Here is a 23,198-nt window from a genome sequence, read left to right as displayed (position 1 = left end):
GCGACACCAGCCCCCCTTTATGAGATGGCATCCTCGCTTACCTCAGAGTGGCGCTCCAAGATGCTTGCTGTCAGCGCATCAAGGGCTAGTGGCTTCGAATTTGCGGTGGGAGGATTTGCGGTCTGTTAATGATCTGGGCGCCCGAAATTAACTATTTGTTAACCAAATCAGACATAGAAATAGTCAACGATTTCTTAACATAGATGACCAAAGTGCTAACTGACGCTCGCTCGATCCGTATCAAGGGCCGCTCTTTTCTGGCGGTCATGCTTTCGCCAGATCTTCCCTTCGATGACTGGCTCGTAAGACTAGATGATCTTGCCGCGCGCTCCGCCGGCTTCTTCCTGGGGCGACCGGTCGTGCTCGACGTCGGCGATCTCCAGATCGACCGGGCGCAGCTGAAGGGCCTGATTGCCGAGCTGGCGCAGCGCAACGTCAGCATCATGGGGATCGAGGGCTGCCGCCCGTCGCTGATCGGCCCCGGCATGCCCCCAGCCCTCAAGGGCGGGCGCCCGGTTTCGGATTTCGAGGTTCCGCAGCAGGAGCCGGTCATCGATGTTCGCGCCGCCCAGCCAGAGGCCGTCGAGGCCCGACCTGCGTTGCAGTCGATCGTCATCCGCGAGCCGATCCGTTCAGGCCAGTCGCTGATCTTTCCGGAAGGCGATGTCACGGTCATCGGGTCCGTCGCGTCCGGTTCGGAAATCATCGCCGGTGGCTCGGTTCATATTTACGGGACGCTGAGGGGGCGGGCCATGGCGGGCTCCGTCGGAAATACATCGGCGCGGATCTTCTGCCGCAAGCTTGAGGCAGAGTTGGTGGCGATAGATGGCATCTACAAGATGGCGGAAGACATAGCGCCGAACCTTCGCGGACAGCCCGTTCAGCTTTGGCTGGAAGGCGAATCGATCAAGGCAGAGAAACTTATCTAGGCCCGAAGCTGGCTATCACACAGGAGAGAAAGATGGGGAAAGTCATCGTCGTCACTTCGGGCAAGGGCGGAGTGGGCAAGACCACATCCACCGCAGCCCTCGGAGCAGCCTTGGCTCAAAGAAACGAGAAAGTCGTTGTTGTCGACTTTGACGTCGGCCTGCGCAATCTCGATCTCGTCATGGGCGCTGAACGAAGGGTCGTTTACGATCTGATCAACGTCATCCAGGGGGACGCGAAGCTTTCGCAGGCGCTGATCCGTGACAAGAGACTTGAGACGCTCTTCCTGCTGCCGGCATCCCAGACGCGCGACAAGGACAACCTGACTGCGGAAGGCGTGGAGCGCGTTATCAACGACCTGAAGCGTCATTTCGACTGGATCATCTGCGACAGTCCGGCCGGGATCGAGCGCGGTGCCACGCTTGCCATGCGCCACGCCGACGTCGCCGTCGTCGTCACCAATCCCGAAGTCTCTTCAGTGCGTGATTCCGACCGCATCATCGGGCTGCTCGACTCGAAGACCGCGAAGGCCGAAAGCGGAGAACGGATGGAAAAACATCTGCTCCTGACGCGCTACGACCCCAACCGTGCAGAACGCGGTGACATGCTGAAAGTCGATGACGTGCTGGAGATCCTCTCCATCCCACTTCTCGGCATCATCCCAGAAAGCTCGGATGTGCTTCGCGCATCCAACATTGGTGCCCCCGTGACCCTGGCCGATAGCCGCAGCGCGCCGGCGATGGCCTATTTCGATGCTGCGCGCAGGCTGACGGGTGAGGAGCTTCCAGTCGTCGTTCCGGGAGAAAGGCGGGGCATCTTCGGTAAAATCTTCGGACGGAGGGCCGCTGCATGAGCATCTTCAGCATCTTTGGCAAGCAAAGGACCGCGCCAGCGGCCCGGGAACGACTACAGATTCTACTCGCGCATGAGCGCGTTTCGGCAGGATCCGATCTCGTATCGTTGCTGCGCGAGGAGATCCTCGCCGTTATCGCCAAACACGTGCAGGTCGACAGCGAACGGGTTCGCGTGACGATGGATCGCGACGAGCATATGTCGATCCTCGAGATCGACGTCGAAATCCCACTGGGCGCGACCGTCCGGGCAGCATGAACAAAGGGCGGCGCCACGAGCGCCGCCTCCCGCTTGGCGCAAAGCCTGGCGATGGCGTTATTTCTTCGTCCGCAACCCATCCATCAAGAGACCGATCAGCCGGTTCGAGCGATCCCGCCACTCCGCAGATGCCGGTAGCGAATAGATGCTCGAAAGGGCGTGCAGAAGGTCGCTCGTGTCGATATCGTTTCGAATGAAGCCCTGATCGGCTGCCGCTCTCAGGAGCCGTTCAACGGCGCCGCGCAGGATGCCGCTGCCTTCGGCAAACAGCGAGGCGTTGGAGTCCATCAGGATTTTCAAGCTGCTTGCCATCCCCCGCTTTGCGGCAATGTAGCCTACAAAGCGGCGCATCCATTCTTCCAGCGCAGCGTCGGGCGCGTGGCTTGCCGCGAGATCCGCCGCCGCCGCGGCGAGGCTTTCCAGCTCCCGCCGATAGACCACCTCAACCAGATGCTCGCGCGTTGGAAAATGCCGGTAGAGCGTTCCAATGCCGACGCCGGCCCGGCGGGCAATGTCTTCCAGCGATGTTTCGACGCCAGCTTCCGCAAAGACGGCGGCGGCGACTTCGACGAGCTTCTCACGATTACGACGGGCGTCGGCGCGCAGTGGCGGCGGTGTCGACTGTGCTGTCTTCGGCGGTGCCGAGGCCAAAATAAGCTCCAAGCGCATTCCGGACTTGACGGCAACCGGCAAGTCACTAGATTAAACGGAGGCTCCTCCGTTTGTGAGGAGGGCCTTTTACCTCTTAATCCAGAAGGGGGCAGGATGTCATGTCGAAACGTGCCCAGACTTGCTTCCCGTGAGTTTAGGTAGCGCTCCTATTCCCGGCGGCCACCCTCTTTCTGGATTTACCTCCAATCTCGTGAAGATAGCAGGAGCTTATCATGACACGAACGGTTCATCTTTCCCTGGACATCAACGGACGGCGGCATGATCTCGATGTCGAACCGCGCGTGATGTTGCTCGACGCACTTCGTGAGCAACTTGGCCTTACTGGCACGAAGAAAGGCTGCGACCAGGGGCAATGCGGCGCATGCACCGTCCATGTCGACGGCAAGCGCGTGCTCGCCTGTCTGACGCTCGCCGCCCAGGTCGAAGGGCGAAGCATCACGACGATCGAAGGACTTTCGGCCGAAAGCGGCGACCTGCATCCGGTACAGACCGCCTTCCTGGAACATGACGCCTTCCAGTGCGGCTATTGCACGCCGGGCCAGATCATGTCGGCCGTCGCCTGCATCCGCGAGGGGCGAGCGGGCTCGGACGACGAGATCCGGGAATACATGGCCGGCAATCTCTGTCGGTGCGGCGCCTATAATCATATCGTTGCGGCGGTCCGCGAAGCGGCGGAGATGGCGTGATGAGGGACTTCAGCTATTTCCGGGCAGGTTCGCTCGACGACGCCCGCCAGCATGCCACGCAGCCAGGCGCGATGCTGCTTGCCGGCGGCACGACGCTTCTCGACCTGGCAAAATGTGGTGTTGCGGAACCCGATTCAGTCGTCGATATCAGTCACCTTTCGGGTCTGTCGCAGATTGCGGCGGATGCTGATGGCGTTACCATTGGCGCGCTGGCGAAAATGGAAGATGTGGCCCGCAGCCCAGGAATACGCGCCGACTATCCGGCCGTTTCGCAGTCGCTCTTGCTGGCGGCTTCTCCTCAGTTGCGCAATATGGCGACGATAGGCGGCAATCTTCTGCAGCGTACGCGGTGCCCCTATTTTCGTGACCCTGCGACGTTTTCTGCCTGCAACAAGCGCAACCCCGGTTCCGGCTGCTCGGCGATCGGGGGTGTGACCCGAAATCATGCCGTGCTGGGTACCAGCGAGGCGTGCATTGCTGTCTATCCGGGGGATCTCGCCGTTGCGCTGGTTGCACTGGAAGCGACGATCGACCTCGGTTTCCGAAAGGTGACTGCTGACGAATTCTTCGTGCTTCCCGGCGACACACCCGATCGTGAAACCATCCTTGAGCGCGGCGAGATGGTGGTTGCGGTCCTCATTCCGGCTTCGCCAATCGCGAGACATTCGACCTATCTCAAGATCCGGGACCGCCAGTCCTATGAATTCGCAGCCGCAAGCGCTGCCGTCGGTCTCGAGATGGAGCCAGACGGCAGGACGGTCCGCGACATCCGCGTCGTGTTGGGTGGCGTTGCCACCAAGCCCTGGCGTGCACGAGCCGTCGAGGAGGCTCTGATTGGGAAGCCCCTCGATGCCGGTATCATCGAGAAGGCAAGCCGACTGGCGATGGATGGCGCCATCACGCATGGCGCCAATCGCTACAAGATCGAACTCGCGCCGCGTGTCATTGCGCGCGCCATCCTCAATCTGGGAGGTCTTGCATGACCATCATGGAACCCCGAAGCAAACGTGGTGATGCTTCCGACGGTACGATCGGCGGTCGCCTCTCGCGCTTCGATGGAAAGCTGAAGATCACCGGTAGCGCTACCTATGCTTTGGAACAGCCAGTCGAGGGCTTGGCCTATGCTGTCCTGGTGCAGAGCCGGATTGCTGCCGGTCGGGTTGTAAAGGTCGACACGACGCGGGCAGAGGCTGCTCCAGGTACGCTACTGGTGCTGACACCCGAAGTCGATCTCGGCCTGAAGGTGGCATCCGACTGGTACGGAAACCGGCCGGACAACCAGCCCTACCATCCCCTTTCGCGCAATGTCAGCTTCAACGGTCAGGCGGTTGCTGCCGTGATCGCGGAAACACTGGAGCAGGCAACCGAAGCGGCAAGGTTGGTCGACATCACCTACGAGGAAGGGCCGGCGATCGTCGATCTCGATGACCCGGGAGCCGGAGAAGAAAAGCTGCTCGATGCGCTAACGGTGAGCTGGGGCGATGCCGAGGCCGCGCTCGCCGCCTCAGCGGTGCGTGTCGAGGCACAGTATCGAACCCCACGCGAATATCACGTGACGATCGAGCCGCATGGCCTGATTGCCAAATGGGACGGTGATCAGCTGACCATCTGGGAACCGAGCCAATGGACGCACGGGATGGCCCGCACCTATGCCGAGTGGTACGGACTGCCCCCTGAAAATGTGCGTATCGTCTCGCCCTTTATCGGTGGTGGCTTCGGCTCCAAGGCAACAGCCTATGCCTATGGCGCCTTAGCAACGGCAGCAGCGCGCAAGCTTGGGCGAGCGGTAAAGCTCGCTGTTGCGCGCCCGCAGACTTTTACGGCCTATGGTGGTCGTGCCGCGACCAGGCAGACAATCGCTCTTGGCGCCAACGCCGATGGCGTGCTGCAGTCCATCGTGCATCGGGGTGCCAGCGAGACAGCGACTTACGCCGATTTTCCCGAGCAGACAAACGCGGCGACGCCCCTGATGTACGCTGTGGAGAATTTCAGCGCGAAACACAGCATCGTTCCTGTCAATACGGTTGTGCCGGGAGCTTTGCGCGCTCCTGGCAAGAATCCAAGCGCCTTCGGCCTGGAAAGCGCCATGGATGAGCTCGCCTACGCGGTCGGGATCGATCCTGTCGAACTCAGGTTGCGCAATTACGCCGAGGCTGACCCACAGTCCGGCAAGCCGTGGTCGACCCGCCGCTTGCGCGAGGCGCTTGCCGAGGGCGGCAAGGCGTTCGGATGGTCACGCCGCAGCTTCGAGCCACGCTCGATGCGAGATGGCAGACAACTGATCGGCTGGGGGGTGGCGTGCGGAACGTTCCCGGTTCTGCGCGCTTCGAGCGAGGCACTGATCCGAATTCTCGCCGATGGTTCGGTGGAAGTCGTCAGTGGCGCGATCGACATGGGACAGGGCACTTACACGATCCTCGCCCAAACCGCGGCTGAAGTGCTCGGTGTTCCGGTCGAAAGCATCAATGTCCGGCTTGGCGACTCATCGCTTCCCGGCGCTACGGTTGCTGGCGGCTCGATGCTTGCCGGCGCAATCACCGGGGCCGTCCACAAGGCAGCATCGGCTGCCCGCGACGAACTGATCGAGCTTGCCCTCAACGACAGTGCCTCTCCTTTCCGTGACACCGGCGCCAATACGTTGACACTCGCGAGCGGGCGGATTTCAGTTCCTCGCGACGGGGGGCTTTCGGTCTCCATCCCGGAGCTGATGACAGCTCTTGGCCGCGACAGCGTTGAGACACGGCGAAACACTCTTCCTGACGGAGAGCAGGGGCCGGAAGGTCACCGGAAAGCCTGGACCATGATGACAAGCATCAAGGGGCCGACTGCGGGCGAGTTCGCCATGCACAGCTGGTGCGCGCATTTTGTGGAAGTGAAGGTGGATGAGGATTTCGGTACCGTCCGTGTCTCCCGCATGGTCTCGGCCTTCGATTGCGGCAGGATCTACAACCCCAAGCTTACCGAAAGCCAATGGCGTGGTGGGATCATCATGGGGATCGGTCAGGCGCTGCTCGAGGAAGGCCTGGTTGACCCGCGCAACGGGCGCGTCATCAACAACAACCTCGGTGACTACCTCGTTGCGACCAATGCCGACATTCCGCCGATCGAGGTAATCTCTGTTGGCATCCCCGACCTCAACGCCTCGGTGCTCGGGGGCAAGGGTGTCGGCGAAGTCGGCATTGTCGGCGTTGCGCCGGCAATCGCCAATGCCGTCTTTCACGCCACCGGCAGGCGGGTTCGCGACCTGCCGATAACGCTTGAGAAGCTGCAGTGACGAGTGGCTTCGTCGGCTTGCGTTCTGCGCAGGCGACGGGCCGTGCAGCGTAAAGCGCGTATGGCGAGTTCCCGCGCATCCGTGATTGGATTGCGCGGGAATGATTCCCTTATGGAAAAATAGATCCGCGACCGTGCCTGGTGCCTGGCCGGTCGTGACTTCGCATCTCCCGTAAGGATGCGGAATGACAAGGCTTCGCTGATATCTCAGCATCGACGGCAGCCATTGGCATTCAGGCACATTAAGCCGCTTCAATGCCGCTAACCGCACCCGCAAATTTTGAACCCGATCAGCGCGCCTTGTTCCCGGAATTGAGCATTTGCTCATCCGTGGAGGTAGATGTCACGCAACGGTTATCTGCGCTCACTATACCGGGCCGCTAACGCTGTCCGTTAGGCGGCTAAAGCGCAGACCGAGGGCCCCACGCGATGCCAGCTTCTGGAAGCGTCGATACTTCGCTCCTGTCGCCTTGGCCGCGAGACGTGACGGTGCCTGTCACATCGCTGGCAGACAAGCGTCGCTTCCGGAAGGCGGCACTTTCGACCAGTTGATCTTTACGGAAGGTATTTCCCATGACGAAAATCGTTGGCCATCGCGGAGCACGAAATAAATGGCCCGAAAATTCGATTGAGGGTTTCAGAAAGACCTTGGAACTCCCTGTCGATGCGATCGAATTTGATGTGCATTTGACCGACGCCGGTGAACTCGTCGTCATTCACGACGCCACGCTTGAGCGTACGACCGAGGGAGCGGGCAAGGTCCGGGCCTTGTCACCTTCCGATCATCAGGCGACCCGCCTCAAAGGATCGCAGGAGGTAATCCCGACCCTTGACGAGGTGCTTGCTCTGTTTGCTTCCTCGAGACCCGTCGAGCTTCATGTCGAGCTGAAAGCCGACGCGGATGGAGCGCCTTACGAAGGGCTTGAGGCCTTGGCGGCAGCGGCCATTCGACGTCACGGGCTTGCCGGGCGCAGCCTGCTGACAAGCTTCAATCTGGGGGTACTCGCGCGGTGCCAAGAGGTTGCTCCCGAAATCGGCCGCCTGTGCTCGATCAATGCCAAGTCGGCCGAGGCGCTGGGTGCGGCTGCGACCTTCGCCAAAGCTGGGGAAGTCGCCGGCCTCGTTGCCATCGAAAAGTCGCTGCTGGCCGCAACCTTTCACGACGTTGCCGCGGTCATTTCACGCGATCGTCTCTGCTGCTGGGTGTTGAATGAGCAAGAGGAGATCGAACACTGGCTCGGGCAGGGCGTCGGCTGGATCACCAGCGATGATCCAGCCCTGGCCCTGGCGGTGCGCGCCGGATCGCGGGATTCCACCGCTTGATCACCTGGGGCCCTCAGCAATGGCCTGTGCACGCAGACGTTCGAACCACGGAATACCCTGAATAGCGAACCTATGAGTAATTTGGATCTTCTGATTTTTGATTGCGATGGCGTGCTGATCGATAGTGAACCGATTGCGGCGCGCACGCTTGCCCATGCCATAACCCAGGCCGGCATGGAGATGACGCCGCGCCAGGTGCTCGTCGAGTTTACCGGAAAGTCGGAGGCTGACTTGCGGCAGATTCTGGCCAGCCGCATCTGCGCCGACCTCGATACCGTTTTTGCCGGATGGCATGCCGAAATATTTGCTGCCTTCCGCCGCGACCTCCTGCCGATGGAGGGCATCAGCGCCGTTCTCGATGGGCTCGACGTTGCAAAATGCGTCGCATCCAACAGCACGGTCGAACGCCTCAACAAGAGCCTGGGCCTTCTCGATCTGTGGCCACGCTTTGCCCCGAACATATTCAGCGCCGAGATGGTAGCCGCCCCAAAGCCCGCGCCAGATCTCATCCAGTTCTGCCTGTCCAAAATGAACGCGAGCAGCTCGCGCAGCATCGTCATCGACGACAGCGCAGCGGGTATTCAGGCGGCAGTTGCCGCCGGTGTACCGGCAATCGGCTTCGTGGCGCCAAACGATCCGCGTTCGGGCAGGCGCGAGGCACTGTTTGCGGCAGGAGCCGAGGAGGTCGTTCTCGGTGCCAAAGAGCTGCTGTATGTCCTGTGGCGACGAGTCGGCAACCAGCACCAGGCCCGGCCATCGGTCGAGGCGGGGGCGTGACGTCGATCGAGGCCGTGACGAAGATGAGGATGAACCAGCGGGGAGGCGGGCGACATGATTGCGAGGCGAGATGACCATGGCAGCCGGCTCGATTTCACGGCCAAGGCTGGCTGGCTTTATTACATAGGGGGGCACAGCCAGGACGAGATCGCGCAGAAGCTCGGCGTTTCCCGGCAAACCGCCCAGCGTCTCGTATCGCGCGCTGTCTCGCAAGGCTTGATCAAGATTCGGCTCGATCATCCGGTTGGCCACTGCATGAGCATGGCAGCAAGGCTGAAGAGCAAGTTTTCGCTGCAGTTCGTGGAAGTCATTCCGTCCGGCGATCAGGCTCAGGGCTTGAGCGGTGGCCTTGCCCAGGCGGCGGCTGCCGAAATCGAGCGCCGGTTGGCTTGCGACAAGCCTGCCGTAATCGCCATTGGTACCGGTCACACATTGAAGGCCGCGATCGAGGAAATGGTGCCCATGGAAGCACGCCAGCACAAGATCGTTTCCTTGACCGGCAATATCACCCGCGAAGGCTCGGTCTGGTTTTATAATGTGGTCTTCAAGCTTGCCGACCTGATCACGGCGAAATGCTTTCCAATGCCGGTTCCGGTTATCGCCTCGTCGCGACAGGAACGGGTGGTCCTTCACAACCAGCCCGTAATCCGCCAGACACTATCGCTTGCCGCACGCGCTGACGTTGCCTTTGTCGGCATTGGGGACGTCGGCGTTCAGGCGCCTCTTTTCCTTGATGGTTTCATCCTGAAGGACGAACTGAAGATCCTGCACCAGGCAGGCGCAGTCGGAGAGATTGTCGGGTGGACGTTCGACAAGGACGGCAAGCTGATTGAAGGCATTACCAACGATCGCGTCGCGAGTGCGCCCATTCCATCCTGCAGCAGGACATTGGTGATCGGTGTGGCGAAGGGTCAACAAAAACTGGCGGCGATCCAGGCTGCCCTGAAGGGACGCCTGATCAACGGTCTGATGACCGACGAGATTACTGCGCAGAGCCTGCTGGGATCATAAAGGTCGGGGCGACTTGATCGGCGAATTGTGCATCGCTCGCCTTGGCTCGACGAAGAGCCCGTGAACCAAAATCCAGACGGATTGGGGGCGGAATTCGATGCCTGGATAAGTCGAGATAAGTTAACAAATACAGCACCTTAAATGTCACGTAAACTTCATCGTTTCATCAAGAAACCGACATGCAGTCTGCCATAAAACACCGCGACATTATGACCGATCCATTTCCGTCAAAACTTCGTCAAAGGGAGACCTTCATGCTTTCTATCAATCGACGCAACGTCCTGGGGCTGCTTGGCGCAACTGCAGGCACCGCGATTTTGCCACGCTTCGCGTTGAGCCAAGGCAAGCGGCCGTCCGTGACGATCGCCGTGCAGAAAATCACCAATAACAACACGCTTGATATCTGGAATGAGCAGTCGAATGTCGGCGAGCGAGTTTTCTTCCCCAACCTCTGGGAAGGTCTGATCCTGCGTGACTGGATGGGCAATCAGGGTCCAGTTGCCGGTCTCGCCACCGAGTGGAAGCGCATCGACGACAAGACGCTGGAACTCAAGCTGCGTCAGGGCGTGAGGTTCCACAACGGCGACGAGTTGACTGCCGACGATGTCGTTTTCAGCTTTTCCTCCCAGCGCGTGTTCGGCAGCACGCAGCCGGCAGGCGGCAAGACGATCTTCGAAAACGACAACAAGCCGACGTCTGTCAAAGAATTGCCGGCAGCCGTACCGGGTGTCGGCCGCCGTCTTTGGCCGGCGCTCGCTGGCGTCGAAGCCGTCGACAAGTACACGGTTCGCTTCCACAACGCGACGCCTGACGTGACGCTCGAAGGCCGCCTCTACGCTTTCGGCAGCCAGATCGCCAATCGTCGGGCCTGGGATGAAGCTGGGACCTATGTCGACTGGGCCCGCAAGCCGGTCACGACAGGTCCTTACATGGTCGCCGAGTTCAAGCCCGATGTGTCACTTACACTGGTAGCTTTCGACGAATATTGGGGCGGTCGCCCGCCGCTCGAACAGATCCGCTTTGTCGAAGTTCCAGAAGTCGCCTCGCGCGTCAACGGCCTGCTTTCCGGTGAATATGATTTCGCATGCGACCTTCCTCCCGACCAGATCGCAGCCGTTCAGGCGGCTCCTGGCTTCGAGGTGCAGGGTTCGACGATCAACAATCACCGCATCTCGGTCTTCAATATCCAGAATCCGATCCTGCAGAACCCGCTGGTCCGCCGCGCCATGACGCATTCGATCGACCGCCAGGCGATCGTCGACGCGCTGTGGGCTGGCCAGACGAAGATCCCGGCAGGCCTGCAGTTTCCGTTCTACGGCGACATGTTCGTCGAAGGCTGGTCCGCTCCAGAATACAATCCGGCTCTCGCCCAGGACCTCCTGAAGCAGGCGAACTACAAGGGCGACGCGATCCCTTTCCGGTTGCTTAACAATTACTACACCAACCAGACGGCCAACGGTCAGATCATGGTGGAGATGTGGAAGCAGGTCGGTCTCAACGTCGAGATCGAGATGAAGGAAAACTGGGGCCAGATCCACGATCCGGCAGGCATCAAGGGGGTACGCGACTGGTCGGCCTCAGCCAACTTCAACGATCCCGTCTCCTCGATCGTTGCCCAGTTTGGCCCGAACGGCGAAGTCCAGCAGAAGAAGGACTGGTCGAATGCCGAGGTCAACCAGATGTCTCAGATCCTGGAAACCAGCACCGACCGCGCGCAGCGCAAGAAGGCCTTCGCCCGCATGCTCGAGATCTGCGAGCGCGAAGACCCCGTCTACCAGGTCTTGCATCAGAACGCTGTCTTCACCGGCATGAAGTCGTCGCTCAAGTGGAAGGCCGCTCCCGCCTTTGCAATGGACTTCCGCGCCAACAACTGGCCGAGCTGATCTCAGCGATGAACCGGATCCGGCGGCGACCAACCGCCGGATCCATTTGGTTCGTTACGAACGCAACCGCCGACAGGAAGGGTGAGCCGATGAGCACAGCTGCCGCCAAGCTCGTGGAAATGCGCGGGCTGAAAGTCGCTTTCGATGGCGTGCAGGTACTGCATGGGATCGATCTCGACATTGCAAAAGGCGAGGCCGTCGGCCTGGTCGGTGAATCGGGCTGCGGCAAGTCGGTGACATGGCTTGCGGCGCTGGGTCTGTTGCCCGGCAAGGCGAGCGTCATGGGATCGGTCAAAATCGACGGGCAGGAATTGCTCGCGGCGCCTCGTTCCGCGCTGGAGCAAGTCCGAGGCGGACGCGTCGCGATGATTTTCCAGGACCCGTCAAGCTCTCTCAATCCGGTTCTGAAGATCGGGCGCCAGATCACCGAGGCGCTTCTCATTCACCGCGGCCTTCGCGGCGAGGCGGCAAAGACTGAAGCATGGCGGCTCATGGATATGGTCGGCATCCCGGATGTGCGGCGCCGTTTTGACCTTTATCCGCATGAATTCTCCGGTGGACAGTGCCAGCGGTTGATTATTGCCATGGCCCTTGCCGGCGAGCCGGATCTGCTGATCGCCGACGAGCCGACGACAGCGCTCGACGCGACAATCCAGGCGCAAATCCTGGACCTGTTGACCTCTCTCAGGACCGAGACGGGCATGGCGACCGTTTTCATCAGTCACGACCTCGGCGCGGTGTCGCAGGTTTGCGAGCGAGTCTGCGTCATGTATGCCGGGCGCATTGTCGAGGAGGGGATGGTGGACGAGCTTTTCGCTGAGCCACGCCATCCTTATACCCGCGGTCTCTTCGACGCCATTCCAGGTATCGATGGTCCGCGGCAACGTTTGATCCCGATTGCAGGGACTGTGCCGGATCCACGGAACCTGCCCAAAGGATGCTCCTTCTCGCCGCGCTGTCCTCGCGCTGTCGAGGCATGCAGTCACGAGTTGCCACCGCTTGTTTCGATTGGCCATGGGCGCCAGCTCGCATGTGCTCGGCCGGTCCCGCCAGCGGCGATTGCCGCCGAGACGAGAGACCGCATCGCAGAGGGGATGATGCATTGACGCCGTTGATCGAAGTCCGCGACCTCGTTCGCATCTACCATGTCCGCCGTGGACTTTTTGGTCGCCCGACACCGGTGCGCGCCGTCGACGGTATCTCGCTTGCCGTCATGCCCGGTGAGACACTGGGCATCGTCGGAGAGTCGGGCTCGGGAAAGTCGACGCTCGGACGCATGCTGCTCGGGATCGACGCCGCACAGGAAGGCGAGGTCGTGTTCGATGGCAAGCCCATGCCGGCAAGCAGAACCCCGGAATGGCGCAAGCTGCGGGCAAAGATGCAACTTGTCTACCAGGATCCGCTCGCAGCACTCGACCGACGCCTGACGATTGCCTCGCAGCTGTCCGAGCCGCTGGAAATCCACCGGCTGATCCCAAGGGAACATCGCGCCGCGCGGGTTGCGGAACTGATGAACGCGGTTGGCCTTCGGCCGGATCAGGCCACACGCTTCCCGCACGAATTGTCAGGTGGCCAACGCCAGCGCGCCGTGATCGCGCGCGCAATCGCTTCCCGCCCGAAGCTTCTGGTGTGCGACGAACCGGTTTCGGCACTCGACGTCTCCATCCAGGCCCAGATCATCAACATGCTTCGCGATCTTCAGCAGCAGCACGGCATCGCAATGGTGTTCATCAGCCATGACCTCAAGGTGGTGCGCAACATGGCCGATAAGGTTGCCGTCATGTATCTCGGCCGTGTCGTCGAAGAGGCATCGGCTGACGTGATCTTCCACTCGCCGATGCATCCCTACACGCGCGCACTGGTATCGAGCGTACCGCGTGCAGGCATCCCGCTGCAAGGACGCACGATCCTTCAGGGCGAGCCGCCCAATCCGGCAAATCGACCGTCAGGCTGTGCCTTTCATCCGCGCTGCCCGCTGGCGCGCGATCTCTGCCGTATCGACGCGCCTCAGCTGAAGACCGTCGGGCACGAGCGGACAGTGGCCTGCCACGTGACAGCGGGCGAAGACGCCCGGATTGCAGCATAGGGAAGGCTCAGATGATCCGCTTCGTTCTCGTACGGTTATTCCGGGCGCTGATCACGATCCTCGCTGTCGTGACGTTTGCCTTCGTCGTTTTGCGCATGTCGGGCGATCCGGCGCAGGTCATGCTGGGACCCGATGTGCCGCAGGATTCCATCGACGCCTTCAGAAAGGCGTGGGGTCTCGATCAGCCGCTCTGGATCCAGTATATCGCTTATCTCAAATCGATATTCACCGGCGATTTTGGCGTGTCGATGCGCGATAAGGCGTCAGCTCTTCGTCTCGTCATGGAGCGCGTTCCGGCCACCCTGCAACTGACCGTGCCGGCGCTGATCCTGAAACTTGTGATCGGCATTCCAGCGGGCGTTTACGCCGCGCTGCATCGGCAGAGTTTTGCCGATCGTGGGGTCATCCTTCTGGCGATCCTTGGCTTCACAATTCCCTCCTTCGTGATGGGGCTCGTGCTGGTTCTGATTTTCTCCGTCATGCTCGGGCTTCTGCCATCCGGCGGTCAGGACACGTGGATGCATGGCATCCTGCCGACGATCACGATGAGCATTGGGGGGATCGGCATCCTTGCCCGCTTTTCGCGCAGCGCGATGATCGAGGTGATGGGGCAGCCCTATATCCGGACGGCGTCCGCCAAGGGGCTGAAGTGGAGCGACGTCGTCTGGAGCCACGCGCTGCCCAATGCCGCCGTTCCGATCGTTACCATCGTCGGCTTCATGGTCGGATCGCTGATTGCGGGTGCCGTTGTCGTGGAGTCGATCTTCTCCTGGCCGGGCATCGGTCGTTTGCTAGTCGTGTCTGTCAGCAATCGAGATCTGGCGGTCGTTCAATGCATTCTCCTGATCATCGCAGCCACGATGGTCGTCTCCAATCTTGTTGTCGATCTGCTCTATGGCTGGCTCGATCCGCGGTTGCGCTCTCACACAGGACATTGAGGAAGAAGCATGACTAATGTCGAACTTGGTGAAACGCGGACCGTCCGAATGGCAAATGGCAGGACGTCGCGGCTGCTGCAAACCGTACCGCCGCTCGTTTTCCTTGGCATTCTATGGCTTCTCACAATGGTGGTGGTTGCTGCCTTCGCCGACCACATCCGGCCCTACAATATTACCGCCATGGACCTCACCAGCCGGCTTTCCGCACCCGGTTCCACCAAACATTGGCTTGGCACAGACGAGCTTGGTCGCGACGTTCTCTCGCGCCTGATCCAGTCGATCCGCCTCTCGTTGATCATCGCCTTTGGCGCGACGCTTCTATCAGCAGTCTGTGGCACGCTTCTCGGCTTCGCCGCTGCCCGTTTTCGCGGCGCAGTCGAGCACGTCGTGCTCGTGCTGGCGGACTTCCAGGCGGCCTTGCCTTTCCTGATCATGTCGCTTGCCGTGCTCGCCTTTTTCGGCTCATCCATGGTGCTCTTGGTTTGCCTCATGGGCTTCTATGGCTGGGAGCGTTATGCCCGCATTGCTCGCGGCCTGGCCATTGCTGCTGGCGCGCAGGGCTATGCGGCGGCAGTTGTGCAGCTCGGCGCGACCCCGATGCGGGTCTATCTCCGCCACATCCTGCCCAATGTCGCTTCGACCCTCATCGTCTCGATGACGCTGACCTTTCCCGAGATCATCCTGATGGAAAGCGGCCTGTCGTTCCTCGGGCTGGGTGTCCAGCCGCCTGAGACCAGTCTTGGCAACATGGTCGGCTTCGGACGGGAATACCTGACGCGTGCCCCCTGGATCATGTTGGCACCAGCCACGGTCATCATGCTGACGACGCTTTCGATCTCGCTTGCCGGCGACTGGCTTCGCGACAAGCTGGACCCGACCGTCAGCTGAGGCGGACTAAGGGCTCACGTGTCGCAAGCCAGACCTCTCCATTCTGCAGCGACACCGCCGCAGTTCATACACCCTCAACAAAGGACATGCCCATGAGCAATATCATCTCGACCGGCTTCAATTCCGGCTCCGCCGACGGAGAACTCGACAGCCTCGAAGCCGATCTGCGCCGCCTTGCTGGCCTCGGTGTGGAGACCGTCGAACTCGGCCTGACGACCATCGACCTGATCGCCGGTGGCCGCGTCGTCAAGGATCGCGCAGAACGCCTGGCCGCACTGACCGCCCAGTTTCCATTCCGCTACACGGTCCATGGGCTCGTATCGTCCAACTTCATGGATCCGGCAACCGCACGCTATCAGATCGATGCCGCCAAGGCGCTTGTCGAGGTCTGCGATCGGATCGGTGCAAGGGTGATCGTACAGCATGGCGGCCACTTGCGCGCCGACCAGCTGTTCGAGCGCGCCACGGCTGATCAGCGCGAACGCGAGGCTCTGTTCGAGCTGGCTGAACATGCCAAACGCTACGACGTGCGCATCGCCTTCGAAAACATCTTCACCACGGAACCGGGCCAGTACCGTCAGACGCCGGCCGAGGTTGCCGAGACGGTCAAGGCGGTCGGCCATCCGAACCTGGTGGCGCTGATCGACTTCAGCCATGCCTACATAGAGGCGACCTATCGCGGCCTGAACTTCCGCGAACAGATCCGCGCCATGGCGCCCGTTGCCGGCCACCTGCACGTCCATGATTCCTTCGGTCGTCCGCAGGCTTTCTACAAGCCCTATCATCTTCAGGAAGCGACCGCGCTCGGCATCGGCGACCTGCACATGCCGCTTGGCTGGGGTGACATTGATTGGGAGGATATCTTCAGCGAGCTTGAGTTCCTTTCCGGCACCGTTCTGATGATGGAAATCGGCGCCCGCTATCGCAACGAGCAGAGCGCGTCGCTTGAGCGCGCAAAGGGTCTCATTGCGTTGAATAGCAGTCGGACTGCCGCAGCTGCGGAGTAACGGCCGTCTCATTAGAGACTACCTACATGACCGGCGCAGTAAGCATCGTATTTCACAGACACAGGTGCTCGGCTTCTGCGTGTTCCGGTTTCCACTCATCAAGGTTGGGAGCAGGGGCGACCAACGCCTTACGCCTACATCATTTACTTGGCGACCCAATCCTTGAGATCGGATCAGCGCTAAGGAGCGCCCGAGCATTCGCCACAGCCCCGCTGCCTTAACCGGTGGCGGGCTTTTTGTCTTTTAAGGTAGTCGTTAACATCCCGCGGATATTCAGCTGATGCTTCCAAAGGTGGCAGATGCTCAGACCGAAACTGCCCTGTGTTATTATGGCCGTTGTTTATCTTGCGCTTTTCATTATTGCGAAGTGGAACTGACTACTTCTGACCAGCCGCCTCTCCGAGCCGGGGAGGCCGTTTTTTTGTTGTCTGGAACTAGTCATCGCTGGAGCCGGTTCCGACGCTCTAGAAGAAGCTCATGCGAGACCAATTGCTTACCCGCCGGACTGAGGCTGATTCCGTCTACCACTTCCTCTGTGACGCCTGCTTCTTGGAAGCTGCGGAGCCGATCGTTCGGGATGTCAACTGTTTCGTGGCGATAGAGATGCAAGAGGCAGCTCCATTCTTCGAATGTGAAGTCTCTCCGAGCGATCATGCTGTGTCCTCCTACCTGACAGATCTAGCGATAGCACAGTTACCAGTCGTCTGGCTGTCGGGGAACACGCGTGCGGACGATATAGATGCGAACCGGGATCAACAGCAGGCATGCGCCGAAGAAGCCGAGCAGAAGGAACGTCACCCAGCCGCCCCAATGATAGCCCGCTCTCTCGGCTATGGCGTTTAGAATAAATGCCCCCGACATTCCAATAACTGCCCATCCAAAGGGCAGATGGGTATGCATAAAATGGTCCGCCATCCACCCTGCGAAGAAGCCCACGATGATCGCAGTAAGCCAGCCAATCTCTCCTTCGGTCATAAATGCTGTCTCCGATTGCATCCAGACTGCGCCACGGATGAATTAATTAGCAGAACCCGAGGGAAATGTTGCTCGCGATTCGTGGCCAGCGTTGCCGTGTGGCCGTCGTACTCGGCGCTCCGAGACCCTTGGGCTCGTCAGGATATCGCCCGTTTCCCATCCACGGGATCATCAGACGTCGGAACGAAACCGAGCCCTACCCGTTTTGGGTCGGGCCTCGCGTAACTTTCTCCCAGCGAAGCCCCAATGCTCTATTGCCCCGCAACCGCGACTGCCGGGGTTCAAAACAAACTCCCCGCTTCCTTCAGCGGGGTTTTTTCTGAGAGGTCGCCGCGGCAGTCGTCAATAGCAAAGTGTGCGGAGCATCCCTGAATAATTGGGCTTGGACTTGCAGTCGCTTACGCCTTGAACACGCCTAACGTCCTTGTTCCTGTTATTTGAATGTTTCGTGGCGAGCGTAGCATTACTGTTACGATCAACCGGCTTCGGAGGAGTCGTGCACGCTGAAAGCGATGCTGCAATGCTCAGACCAATGACCAGAAGCGATACGCGTAACATGATCGTATTTCTTGCGTCGAGCCAAGCCAACCACAGAACCTCCCTGTCTCTTCATGGGAGGCAGACACAGCAACATTACACCAACCAGTAATATTAGTCAGCGACAAAATACACGCCGGTGAATATCTCGAAGGAACATCAGGGCTCACAATCACTAGGGGTGGCCGTGCGTGACGGGAAGCCGCACTGGCCGGATGCCATGACGCTTCCCATCTTCAAACGATGAACCAGAAGCATTTCATCGCTCTCGGCGTGACGGCCTTTATCGGACTGGTTTGCGTAATGTTGGTGGCGGTTTCAATCCTTGGCCACACGGTCGCAATCCCGCCGGTCTAAGCCTTCGGAAAAGACCCCGCCTGGGCACAAGCGGGGTCAGGAGTTCGACTCGATATGAAAGGAAACGCCAGGAAAAAGACAGGCCGCCGTTTTCAGCTCCTCAACAATGGGGCGTATCCATTCGCGCGGACAAAATAAGAGCCCCACCGGGGTGCAACCAAGCGAGGCTCTTATACAGTTACAGTTTGAAGAGGAGCGGCGAAGACGGGAAGCCGTTCCATGCGATGTAAACGAACGTCTTCGATCTTTGTTCCGCACCCCGAGTCCCCACCTAGCACGTCTAAAGCGGTGCTGGACAAGCTCCTGATCGCGATTCCTTTCCTTGAGGCAACTGACCATTTTAGCTGTTGCCATAAAAGAGCCCCGCGGTGTTGCCGGCGGGGCAAGTTCTTCGATGGAAAGGTCGCGTCAGAGAAGGGGTGATCTGGCGCGATCTGTCCGGGGAACGTATGTTGGAGCGCCTTGTTCCGCTTCTCCATGACATTAGGCAGCGCTTTTCGACTCCATCAACGCGCACTATAGCCGCGCGCATTATCTACCAGCCGCTTCAACTGCCGCTCGTCGTGTATGCCTTGCTGATAGAGTTCGATGATGATAGCGGCCGCTCGCTGGCCTTCCTCGGACGCAGCTTCCAGGTGGTTCTGACGACAGTACCGCTCAAGGGCAGCTTGGCATTTCGATAAATCCTCCGACGTCAACGGCTCGTCGTGCCGATGAAATCTCCGGGTCATTTCAGTTTTCCTCCTCTGTTGAACTGGACGGAAAACGAGATGGTTTGTCGATTTTCGAGATTCAAGCCCTTCGATTTGAATCTCAATCCACCACCGGCTCTTCAATCTCCTCGACAATGATTTGCGAGCGGAAGCTGGGGGGAGCCTCCGGCGGGCTCGAACAGCTAAGTCAGACCAAAGTCCCGGGATGTCTTATTTTATATACCTGTGGGCGATCAGCCTTAGCTGGTAGGTTAACGCTGGGCTGAGCGGTTAGCCTAGACAACGCCGCTGACTTTGCGGCCCGGCGCGCGGGGTTAGGCGCCGGGCCGCATCTTCGCGACTAGGAACCTTCCGCCCATTGGTCAGTCCGGCGAGAGATGCCTCACCGTCAATCGCGCGCCCACACTTGCAGTGCATGAGGCGGCGAGTGTGGCTTGGCATTCGCCATCAATCAGCTCGACGGCACGGAATGAGTAAAGAGCAGTGGCTGGCCCAAAAGGCCGAATAGGCGGCACCATATGCAGAAGGAGTCCGCTAAGGGGTGCAAAGCGGACTCCAAAAAGCTCAGAGGTCGATCCCAGGAACAGAACTACGACCGGGCAACAAGCACTTGCTCACATAAGCAAGACGATAGCGAGTCAATTCGACTCACGCCCCGCCTATCATCAAAGGCTAGAGATATTGCCGAAGGAGCGCAGCATGATTAAAGGTGCCCCTTCGTTCTGCCGACTAATAATGTAGATAGGCATTGCAATCGTTCTGTTGGCACACCACCTACAACTCATCGGTAGCTTCTAAAACGGGCGCTGCCGGGTGCGGGCGCTGAAAGCGTTCCAGCCCCAACAAAGGAGGACGGCATGTCTTCCGCCTCTATTATCTTCTCCAAGGACAATATCGTGCGAGCCGCTCTACGGTTTCGCTACGTGGACTTTCTCGTCAAATCGACACCAGCAATAAGCCTCGCGTTCATTGTATATGTCACGTTCAAGGGTGTCTTCTGGTAGGCGCAAGGCTTTAAAAATGCGGGCAGCATGCAGCAGCCTCGGGTCTGAAGTTGTTGGCACCTCGTCGACAGTGCCTGTTTCGCGACCAGGAGATTGGGAGGTCTTCCATGGCAATTGTGTTTCCCAACCGAGCCAGAAGCTATGACGGGTCCACGAGGCGGGTTCGCTTCCTCGGCCACGATGGCATGTTCGAAATTCGCTTCTTCGTCGATATCGACGTATTCGCAAATGGACCGTGCGAGATGGCGACGTCGGAACGCGACTGTCTCGCGGCATTTGACAGGCTTCGAGTTAGAATTCTTGGGGTAGCGGAGCGCATATACACGTCAAAACCAAAAAACCTGATCGTCCTTACGCTGGCGGACTTTAAATAGCAGCCGGAAGGACAGTGGTTTCGTAACTTCCCAACCGTAGGAATCCAGTAATGAATGAACGGATGAGCAAAACCCGAGAACGCGCGGAAGCCGAATTCGGGTTGACCCAGACACAATTTCTTTCCCGCACTGGCATGGACCCGAAAATCGACCCCGTCGTCAGAGCGAGGAATGAGAAGACCGCGCAGCTAAAGGCCATGCGCCTTCAGCAAGAGGCCGATACGGCGGCCAAGACACTCAAGGACTGAGGCCTATGGCCGCGAGCCTTGCGCAGTCATAGCGAAGATCCGACAGCGCCTTGTTGCCATAGTGGGCGAGGGCCTCTGCCTGCATAGATCCGCTGCATTGACATTTCGTGCAGCCGTTCATCGGAGGTTAATGCCCATTAGCCCAGACTTGCAGCCTGAAAGGATGTTCCGATGATGAAGAAGCTCTTGCCCGCACTCGCCGCCGTGGTCTTGGCTGGGTCTTTCGCCCTTCCGGTTGACGCTGCGCCGATCGTTGTGCCAAACGCAGTACCTTTGCACGCCACTGACGTCGAGCAGGTCAAACACCGCGGCCACGGAAATGGATATGCGTATGGCCACTATAAAAACCGGCGGTACGCCTATCGCGATTGCCGGTATTACGGCTCGTGCTACCGTCCACGATACTACGGCTATCCGCGGTATAACGGGTATCCGCGATACGGCTATCGCGACTACTACCCCTACCATCGCAGATCCGGTGTGGGCGTGTATTTTAATTTCTAGCTATCGAAACCCGTCGGGCGCGAATGCCGGCGGGTTTCCTATGCGATGCGCGCAAAAGATAGAGCCCCAAGAATGTTCCTTCTAGCTCTAGTATTCAGCCGTTTCGGCCACGACAACAATAGGATCACAATTGCAACTCTTATCGCCGGCGCCGGGGCCCTTACACACACAAACTCCGGGCTGCGACCAGCGACAGGAACATAGCACGCCTGCATCACTCCACATCAGCTTCCGATTGGCGTCTACGGGGATTTGGATCCTCACCCTTAGCGGCACCGATACCTCGACATATTGGTTTGCAGGATCAAAATCGCCGGTGTCCAGCTTGGCTTGAGCGGCTGACATGCCACCTTCTATGATTTCAGCTTGAATAGTAGTTCGCCAATCGGGCGCCCATGGCTGCGCATGTCGAACGGTCTCATGCTTACGGTCTACGGCCATTGCGAAATTCCCCTCAAAGTTAACACCACGCGTTCTGAATATCACGTTCTGGTTGCTTAATACAGCTTTGCTTAATTAGCATAGGAATAGAAAAAGCCCGACGGGACAGGCGTCGACGTCGGGCCTTGAGAGCGGATCCGCCGGCGGGCGAATCCGACCACAGCGTACTTCTAGCGCTGCATCCTATGAACTAGCGGCATGAAGGAAAGTTCCCATGCTGGCCTACTCCGCGGGGCGGGCGCCGGGTCTGCTCCGGACCAGCATTAGGCGATGCGTTGGTCCTTGCAGCGTGTGTGTGGGCGCTGCAACTAGAGAACTGATGGTGGAGGAGGGATGTTTCCGCTAGCTGCGAGAAGCTCAATGAGCGGTTATCCGCGGCGCGTCTCGGCCGGAAGCCCATCATCGACCAGCTGAGGGAAGCAGGAGCGCGAATGACTCAGTGCACAGCAGCGAGCCTAACGGCGGACTTGGCGTCTTCAGCGTTCATCCGGCCCTCTACGACGGCCCGGCACGCTTTCCATGCTCGTTGCCATTTGGCAGTGCCCTGGTTCGGCTCATGGATGAGCCATGTCAATGCCTCCTCTGGGGAGCCGACGACAATACGAATGCGGCTGTCTCCCAGCACAAGGGGCTTTTCCCATCGGTGTACCAACATGGCCGCTCTCCAATCATGAGGGGGTATCGGCGGTATCGGGCATCCGCTCCGCCTCCCGATAGATGGGTAGCGGCCACCTTAGTTCAATCGTCGACAAGCTGAAGGATATCAAGATTTGAACATGCAGACCCTCAATCGAGCCCTCAACCCGTACAAGGAAGACAGTTGGCGAAGGAGACGCGTGCCGAGGAACTGAGGTTCCGAGCGGCACGCCGTGACGAAGGCAAGTCCGGTCAGTGGAAGCCAGAGGCCGACCTGTGGTTTGCGATCAAGGCCGCGCCAGGGCCCCAGCGCTCGCCATCCGCACCTGTCAAAGAGGAGAGGGCGCCTGGCCTGAGCTTATCGAGCGCAATCTTGCCAATGCCGGCTTCGAATCCTTCATGCCGACCTACCGGATCGTAGTGAAGCATCATCGGAACAAGAAGTTTATCGAGCCCGCTTCCCGATCTTCACCGGCTATGTATTCGTCAACCTGCCGACACAGCGGTTCGTCCCGGTCGAAGCCGTCGAGGGTGTCGGGAAACTTCTGAAGTACAGCCGGACCTACGGCGAAGCCCCAGAGCCGTTCAGCTTCCCGCAAGAAGTGATTGATCGCCTCCGACACATGGTCTGGGAGGACGACCAGGAGTACCTGCTGGAAAAGGCTTCACGCATGCGACAGGAGGAAGTTGATCGGGAGATGATGGAGGTCAAGAAGGCTGCATCAAGAGCTAGCCGCAAGACCCTGAACGCCGCACTCGACCCTCGGTCGGCCGCAACGCCTATCCCGCTAGAGTTTTCTACTAGCGGTAGGTTATGATACCACTATT

General features: G+C 59.5%; 23 protein-coding genes. 20 read left to right on the top strand and 3 right to left on the bottom strand.

The features are described 5' to 3' along the window. The first annotated feature begins 203 nt into the window (after nt 1–203). Genes minC through minE form a run of 3 tightly spaced genes read left to right on the top strand, consistent with a single transcriptional unit; the run spans nt 204 to nt 2,037 of the window. Complete coding sequence (minC, locus tag IB244_RS07290) at nt 204–929, top strand: septum site-determining protein MinC (protein ID WP_113471831.1); 726 nt, start codon at nt 204–206, stop codon at nt 927–929. Nucleotides 930–961: 32 nt separating this feature from the next. Continuing rightward, complete coding sequence (gene minD, locus IB244_RS07285; protein WP_192303656.1) at nt 962–1,780, top strand: septum site-determining protein MinD; 819 nt, start codon at nt 962–964, stop codon at nt 1,778–1,780. Further along, complete coding sequence (minE, locus tag IB244_RS07280) at nt 1,777–2,037, top strand: cell division topological specificity factor MinE (protein ID WP_018858057.1); 261 nt, start codon at nt 1,777–1,779, stop codon at nt 2,035–2,037. The genes minD and minE overlap by 4 nt, the downstream gene beginning before the upstream one ends. Before the next feature lie 57 nt (nt 2,038–2,094). On the opposite strand, the gene IB244_RS07275 is transcribed toward minE, so the two are convergent. Continuing rightward, nucleotides 2,095–2,688, bottom strand: coding sequence for a TetR/AcrR family transcriptional regulator (locus IB244_RS07275; protein WP_026371892.1), 594 nt, complete (start codon nt 2,686–2,688; stop codon nt 2,095–2,097). A gap of 233 nt (nt 2,689–2,921) precedes the next feature. On the opposite strand from IB244_RS07275, the gene IB244_RS07270 reads away from it, so the two are divergent. The 12 genes from IB244_RS07270 to IB244_RS07215 all read left to right on the top strand — a co-directional run bounded on the left by IB244_RS07270 (nt 2,922) and on the right by IB244_RS07215 (nt 16,581). Continuing rightward, the gene (locus IB244_RS07270) at nt 2,922–3,395 is read left to right on the top strand and encodes a (2Fe-2S)-binding protein (protein ID WP_192240980.1); all 474 of its coding nucleotides are present in this window, start codon (nt 2,922–2,924) and stop codon (nt 3,393–3,395) included. Then, the gene (locus tag IB244_RS07265; RefSeq protein ID WP_192303654.1) at nt 3,395–4,378 is read left to right on the top strand and encodes an FAD binding domain-containing protein; all 984 of its coding nucleotides are present in this window, start codon (nt 3,395–3,397) and stop codon (nt 4,376–4,378) included. The genes IB244_RS07270 and IB244_RS07265 overlap by 1 nt, the downstream gene beginning before the upstream one ends. Then, entirely contained in the window at nt 4,375–6,669 is a 2,295-nt protein-coding gene (locus IB244_RS07260; protein WP_192303652.1) for a xanthine dehydrogenase family protein molybdopterin-binding subunit, read from the top strand. Before IB244_RS07265 ends, IB244_RS07260 begins: the two co-directional genes overlap by 4 nt. 572 nt (nt 6,670–7,241) lie before the next feature. Next, a complete protein-coding gene (locus IB244_RS07255; protein ID WP_192303650.1) occupies nt 7,242–7,991 on the top strand; it encodes a glycerophosphodiester phosphodiesterase family protein in 750 nt (249 codons plus the stop codon). Between the two features lie 72 nt (nt 7,992–8,063). Beyond that, nucleotides 8,064–8,768: an HAD-IA family hydrolase gene (locus IB244_RS07250; RefSeq protein WP_192303648.1), complete on the top strand. Its 705-nt coding sequence runs from the start codon at nt 8,064–8,066 to the stop codon at nt 8,766–8,768. Between the two features lie 54 nt (nt 8,769–8,822). Then, a complete protein-coding gene (locus IB244_RS07245; RefSeq protein ID WP_192303646.1) occupies nt 8,823–9,779 on the top strand; it encodes a sugar-binding transcriptional regulator in 957 nt (318 codons plus the stop codon). A gap of 254 nt (nt 9,780–10,033) precedes the next feature. Beyond that, nucleotides 10,034–11,662: an ABC transporter substrate-binding protein gene (locus tag IB244_RS07240; protein WP_192303644.1), complete on the top strand. Its 1,629-nt coding sequence runs from the start codon at nt 10,034–10,036 to the stop codon at nt 11,660–11,662. Nucleotides 11,663–11,751: 89 nt separating this feature from the next. After that, nucleotides 11,752–12,768 carry an ABC transporter ATP-binding protein gene (locus IB244_RS07235; protein ID WP_192303642.1) on the top strand — a complete coding sequence of 339 codons (1,017 nt, stop codon included), beginning with the start codon at nt 11,752–11,754 and terminating at the stop codon, nt 12,766–12,768. Beyond that, complete coding sequence (locus tag IB244_RS07230; RefSeq protein ID WP_192303640.1) at nt 12,765–13,748, top strand: ABC transporter ATP-binding protein; 984 nt, start codon at nt 12,765–12,767, stop codon at nt 13,746–13,748. The genes IB244_RS07235 and IB244_RS07230 overlap by 4 nt, the downstream gene beginning before the upstream one ends. An 11-nt stretch (nt 13,749–13,759) precedes the next feature. Next, nucleotides 13,760–14,686 (top strand): ABC transporter permease, encoded by a 927-nt coding sequence (locus IB244_RS07225; protein ID WP_192303638.1) that lies wholly within the window; start codon nt 13,760–13,762, stop codon nt 14,684–14,686. A gap of 48 nt (nt 14,687–14,734) precedes the next feature. After that, nucleotides 14,735–15,574, top strand: coding sequence for an ABC transporter permease (locus IB244_RS07220; RefSeq protein WP_246734383.1), 840 nt, complete (start codon nt 14,735–14,737; stop codon nt 15,572–15,574). 92 nt (nt 15,575–15,666) lie between these two features. Beyond that, a complete protein-coding gene (locus IB244_RS07215) occupies nt 15,667–16,581 on the top strand; it encodes a TIM barrel protein (RefSeq protein WP_192303634.1) in 915 nt (304 codons plus the stop codon). A 693-nt stretch (nt 16,582–17,274) separates the two neighbouring features. Here IB244_RS07215 and IB244_RS07210 read toward each other — a convergent pair. After that, nucleotides 17,275–17,556: a GlsB/YeaQ/YmgE family stress response membrane protein gene (locus IB244_RS07210; RefSeq protein ID WP_192303632.1), complete on the bottom strand. Its 282-nt coding sequence runs from the start codon at nt 17,554–17,556 to the stop codon at nt 17,275–17,277. Between the two features lie 1,343 nt (nt 17,557–18,899). Between IB244_RS07210 and IB244_RS32890 the strand changes: the two genes are divergently transcribed. The 5 genes from IB244_RS32890 (at nt 18,900) to IB244_RS07185 (ending at nt 21,293) form a co-directional block, all read left to right on the top strand. Then, entirely contained in the window at nt 18,900–19,133 is a 234-nt protein-coding gene (locus IB244_RS32890; protein ID WP_192303630.1) for a hypothetical protein, read from the top strand. An 887-nt stretch (nt 19,134–20,020) separates the two neighbouring features. Then, nucleotides 20,021–20,167: a hypothetical protein gene (locus IB244_RS07200; RefSeq protein WP_192303628.1), complete on the top strand. Its 147-nt coding sequence runs from the start codon at nt 20,021–20,023 to the stop codon at nt 20,165–20,167. A 107-nt stretch (nt 20,168–20,274) separates the two neighbouring features. Further along, complete coding sequence (locus IB244_RS07195) at nt 20,275–20,541, top strand: DUF1488 domain-containing protein (protein WP_192303626.1); 267 nt, start codon at nt 20,275–20,277, stop codon at nt 20,539–20,541. A 62-nt stretch (nt 20,542–20,603) separates the two neighbouring features. Beyond that, nucleotides 20,604–20,789, top strand: coding sequence for a hypothetical protein (locus tag IB244_RS07190; protein WP_246734365.1), 186 nt, complete (start codon nt 20,604–20,606; stop codon nt 20,787–20,789). A gap of 174 nt (nt 20,790–20,963) precedes the next feature. Beyond that, nucleotides 20,964–21,293, top strand: coding sequence for a hypothetical protein (locus IB244_RS07185; RefSeq protein WP_192303823.1), 330 nt, complete (start codon nt 20,964–20,966; stop codon nt 21,291–21,293). A gap of 877 nt (nt 21,294–22,170) precedes the next feature. Here the strand turns inward: IB244_RS07185 and IB244_RS07180 are convergent. Next, on the bottom strand, nt 22,171–22,389 hold the full coding sequence (locus IB244_RS07180) for a DUF982 domain-containing protein (RefSeq protein WP_192303622.1): 219 nt from the start codon (nt 22,387–22,389) through the stop codon (nt 22,171–22,173). Nucleotides 22,390–23,198 lie beyond the last annotated feature (809 nt).

The sequence above is a fragment of the Rhizobium sp. RHZ02 genome (assembly GCF_014851575.1).
In the GTDB taxonomy this organism is placed as follows: Bacteria; Pseudomonadota; Alphaproteobacteria; order Rhizobiales; family Rhizobiaceae; genus Rhizobium; species Rhizobium altiplani.
The sequence above is the reverse complement of the archived record's forward strand: the minus strand, read 5'-3'. Positions and strand labels throughout refer to the sequence as shown.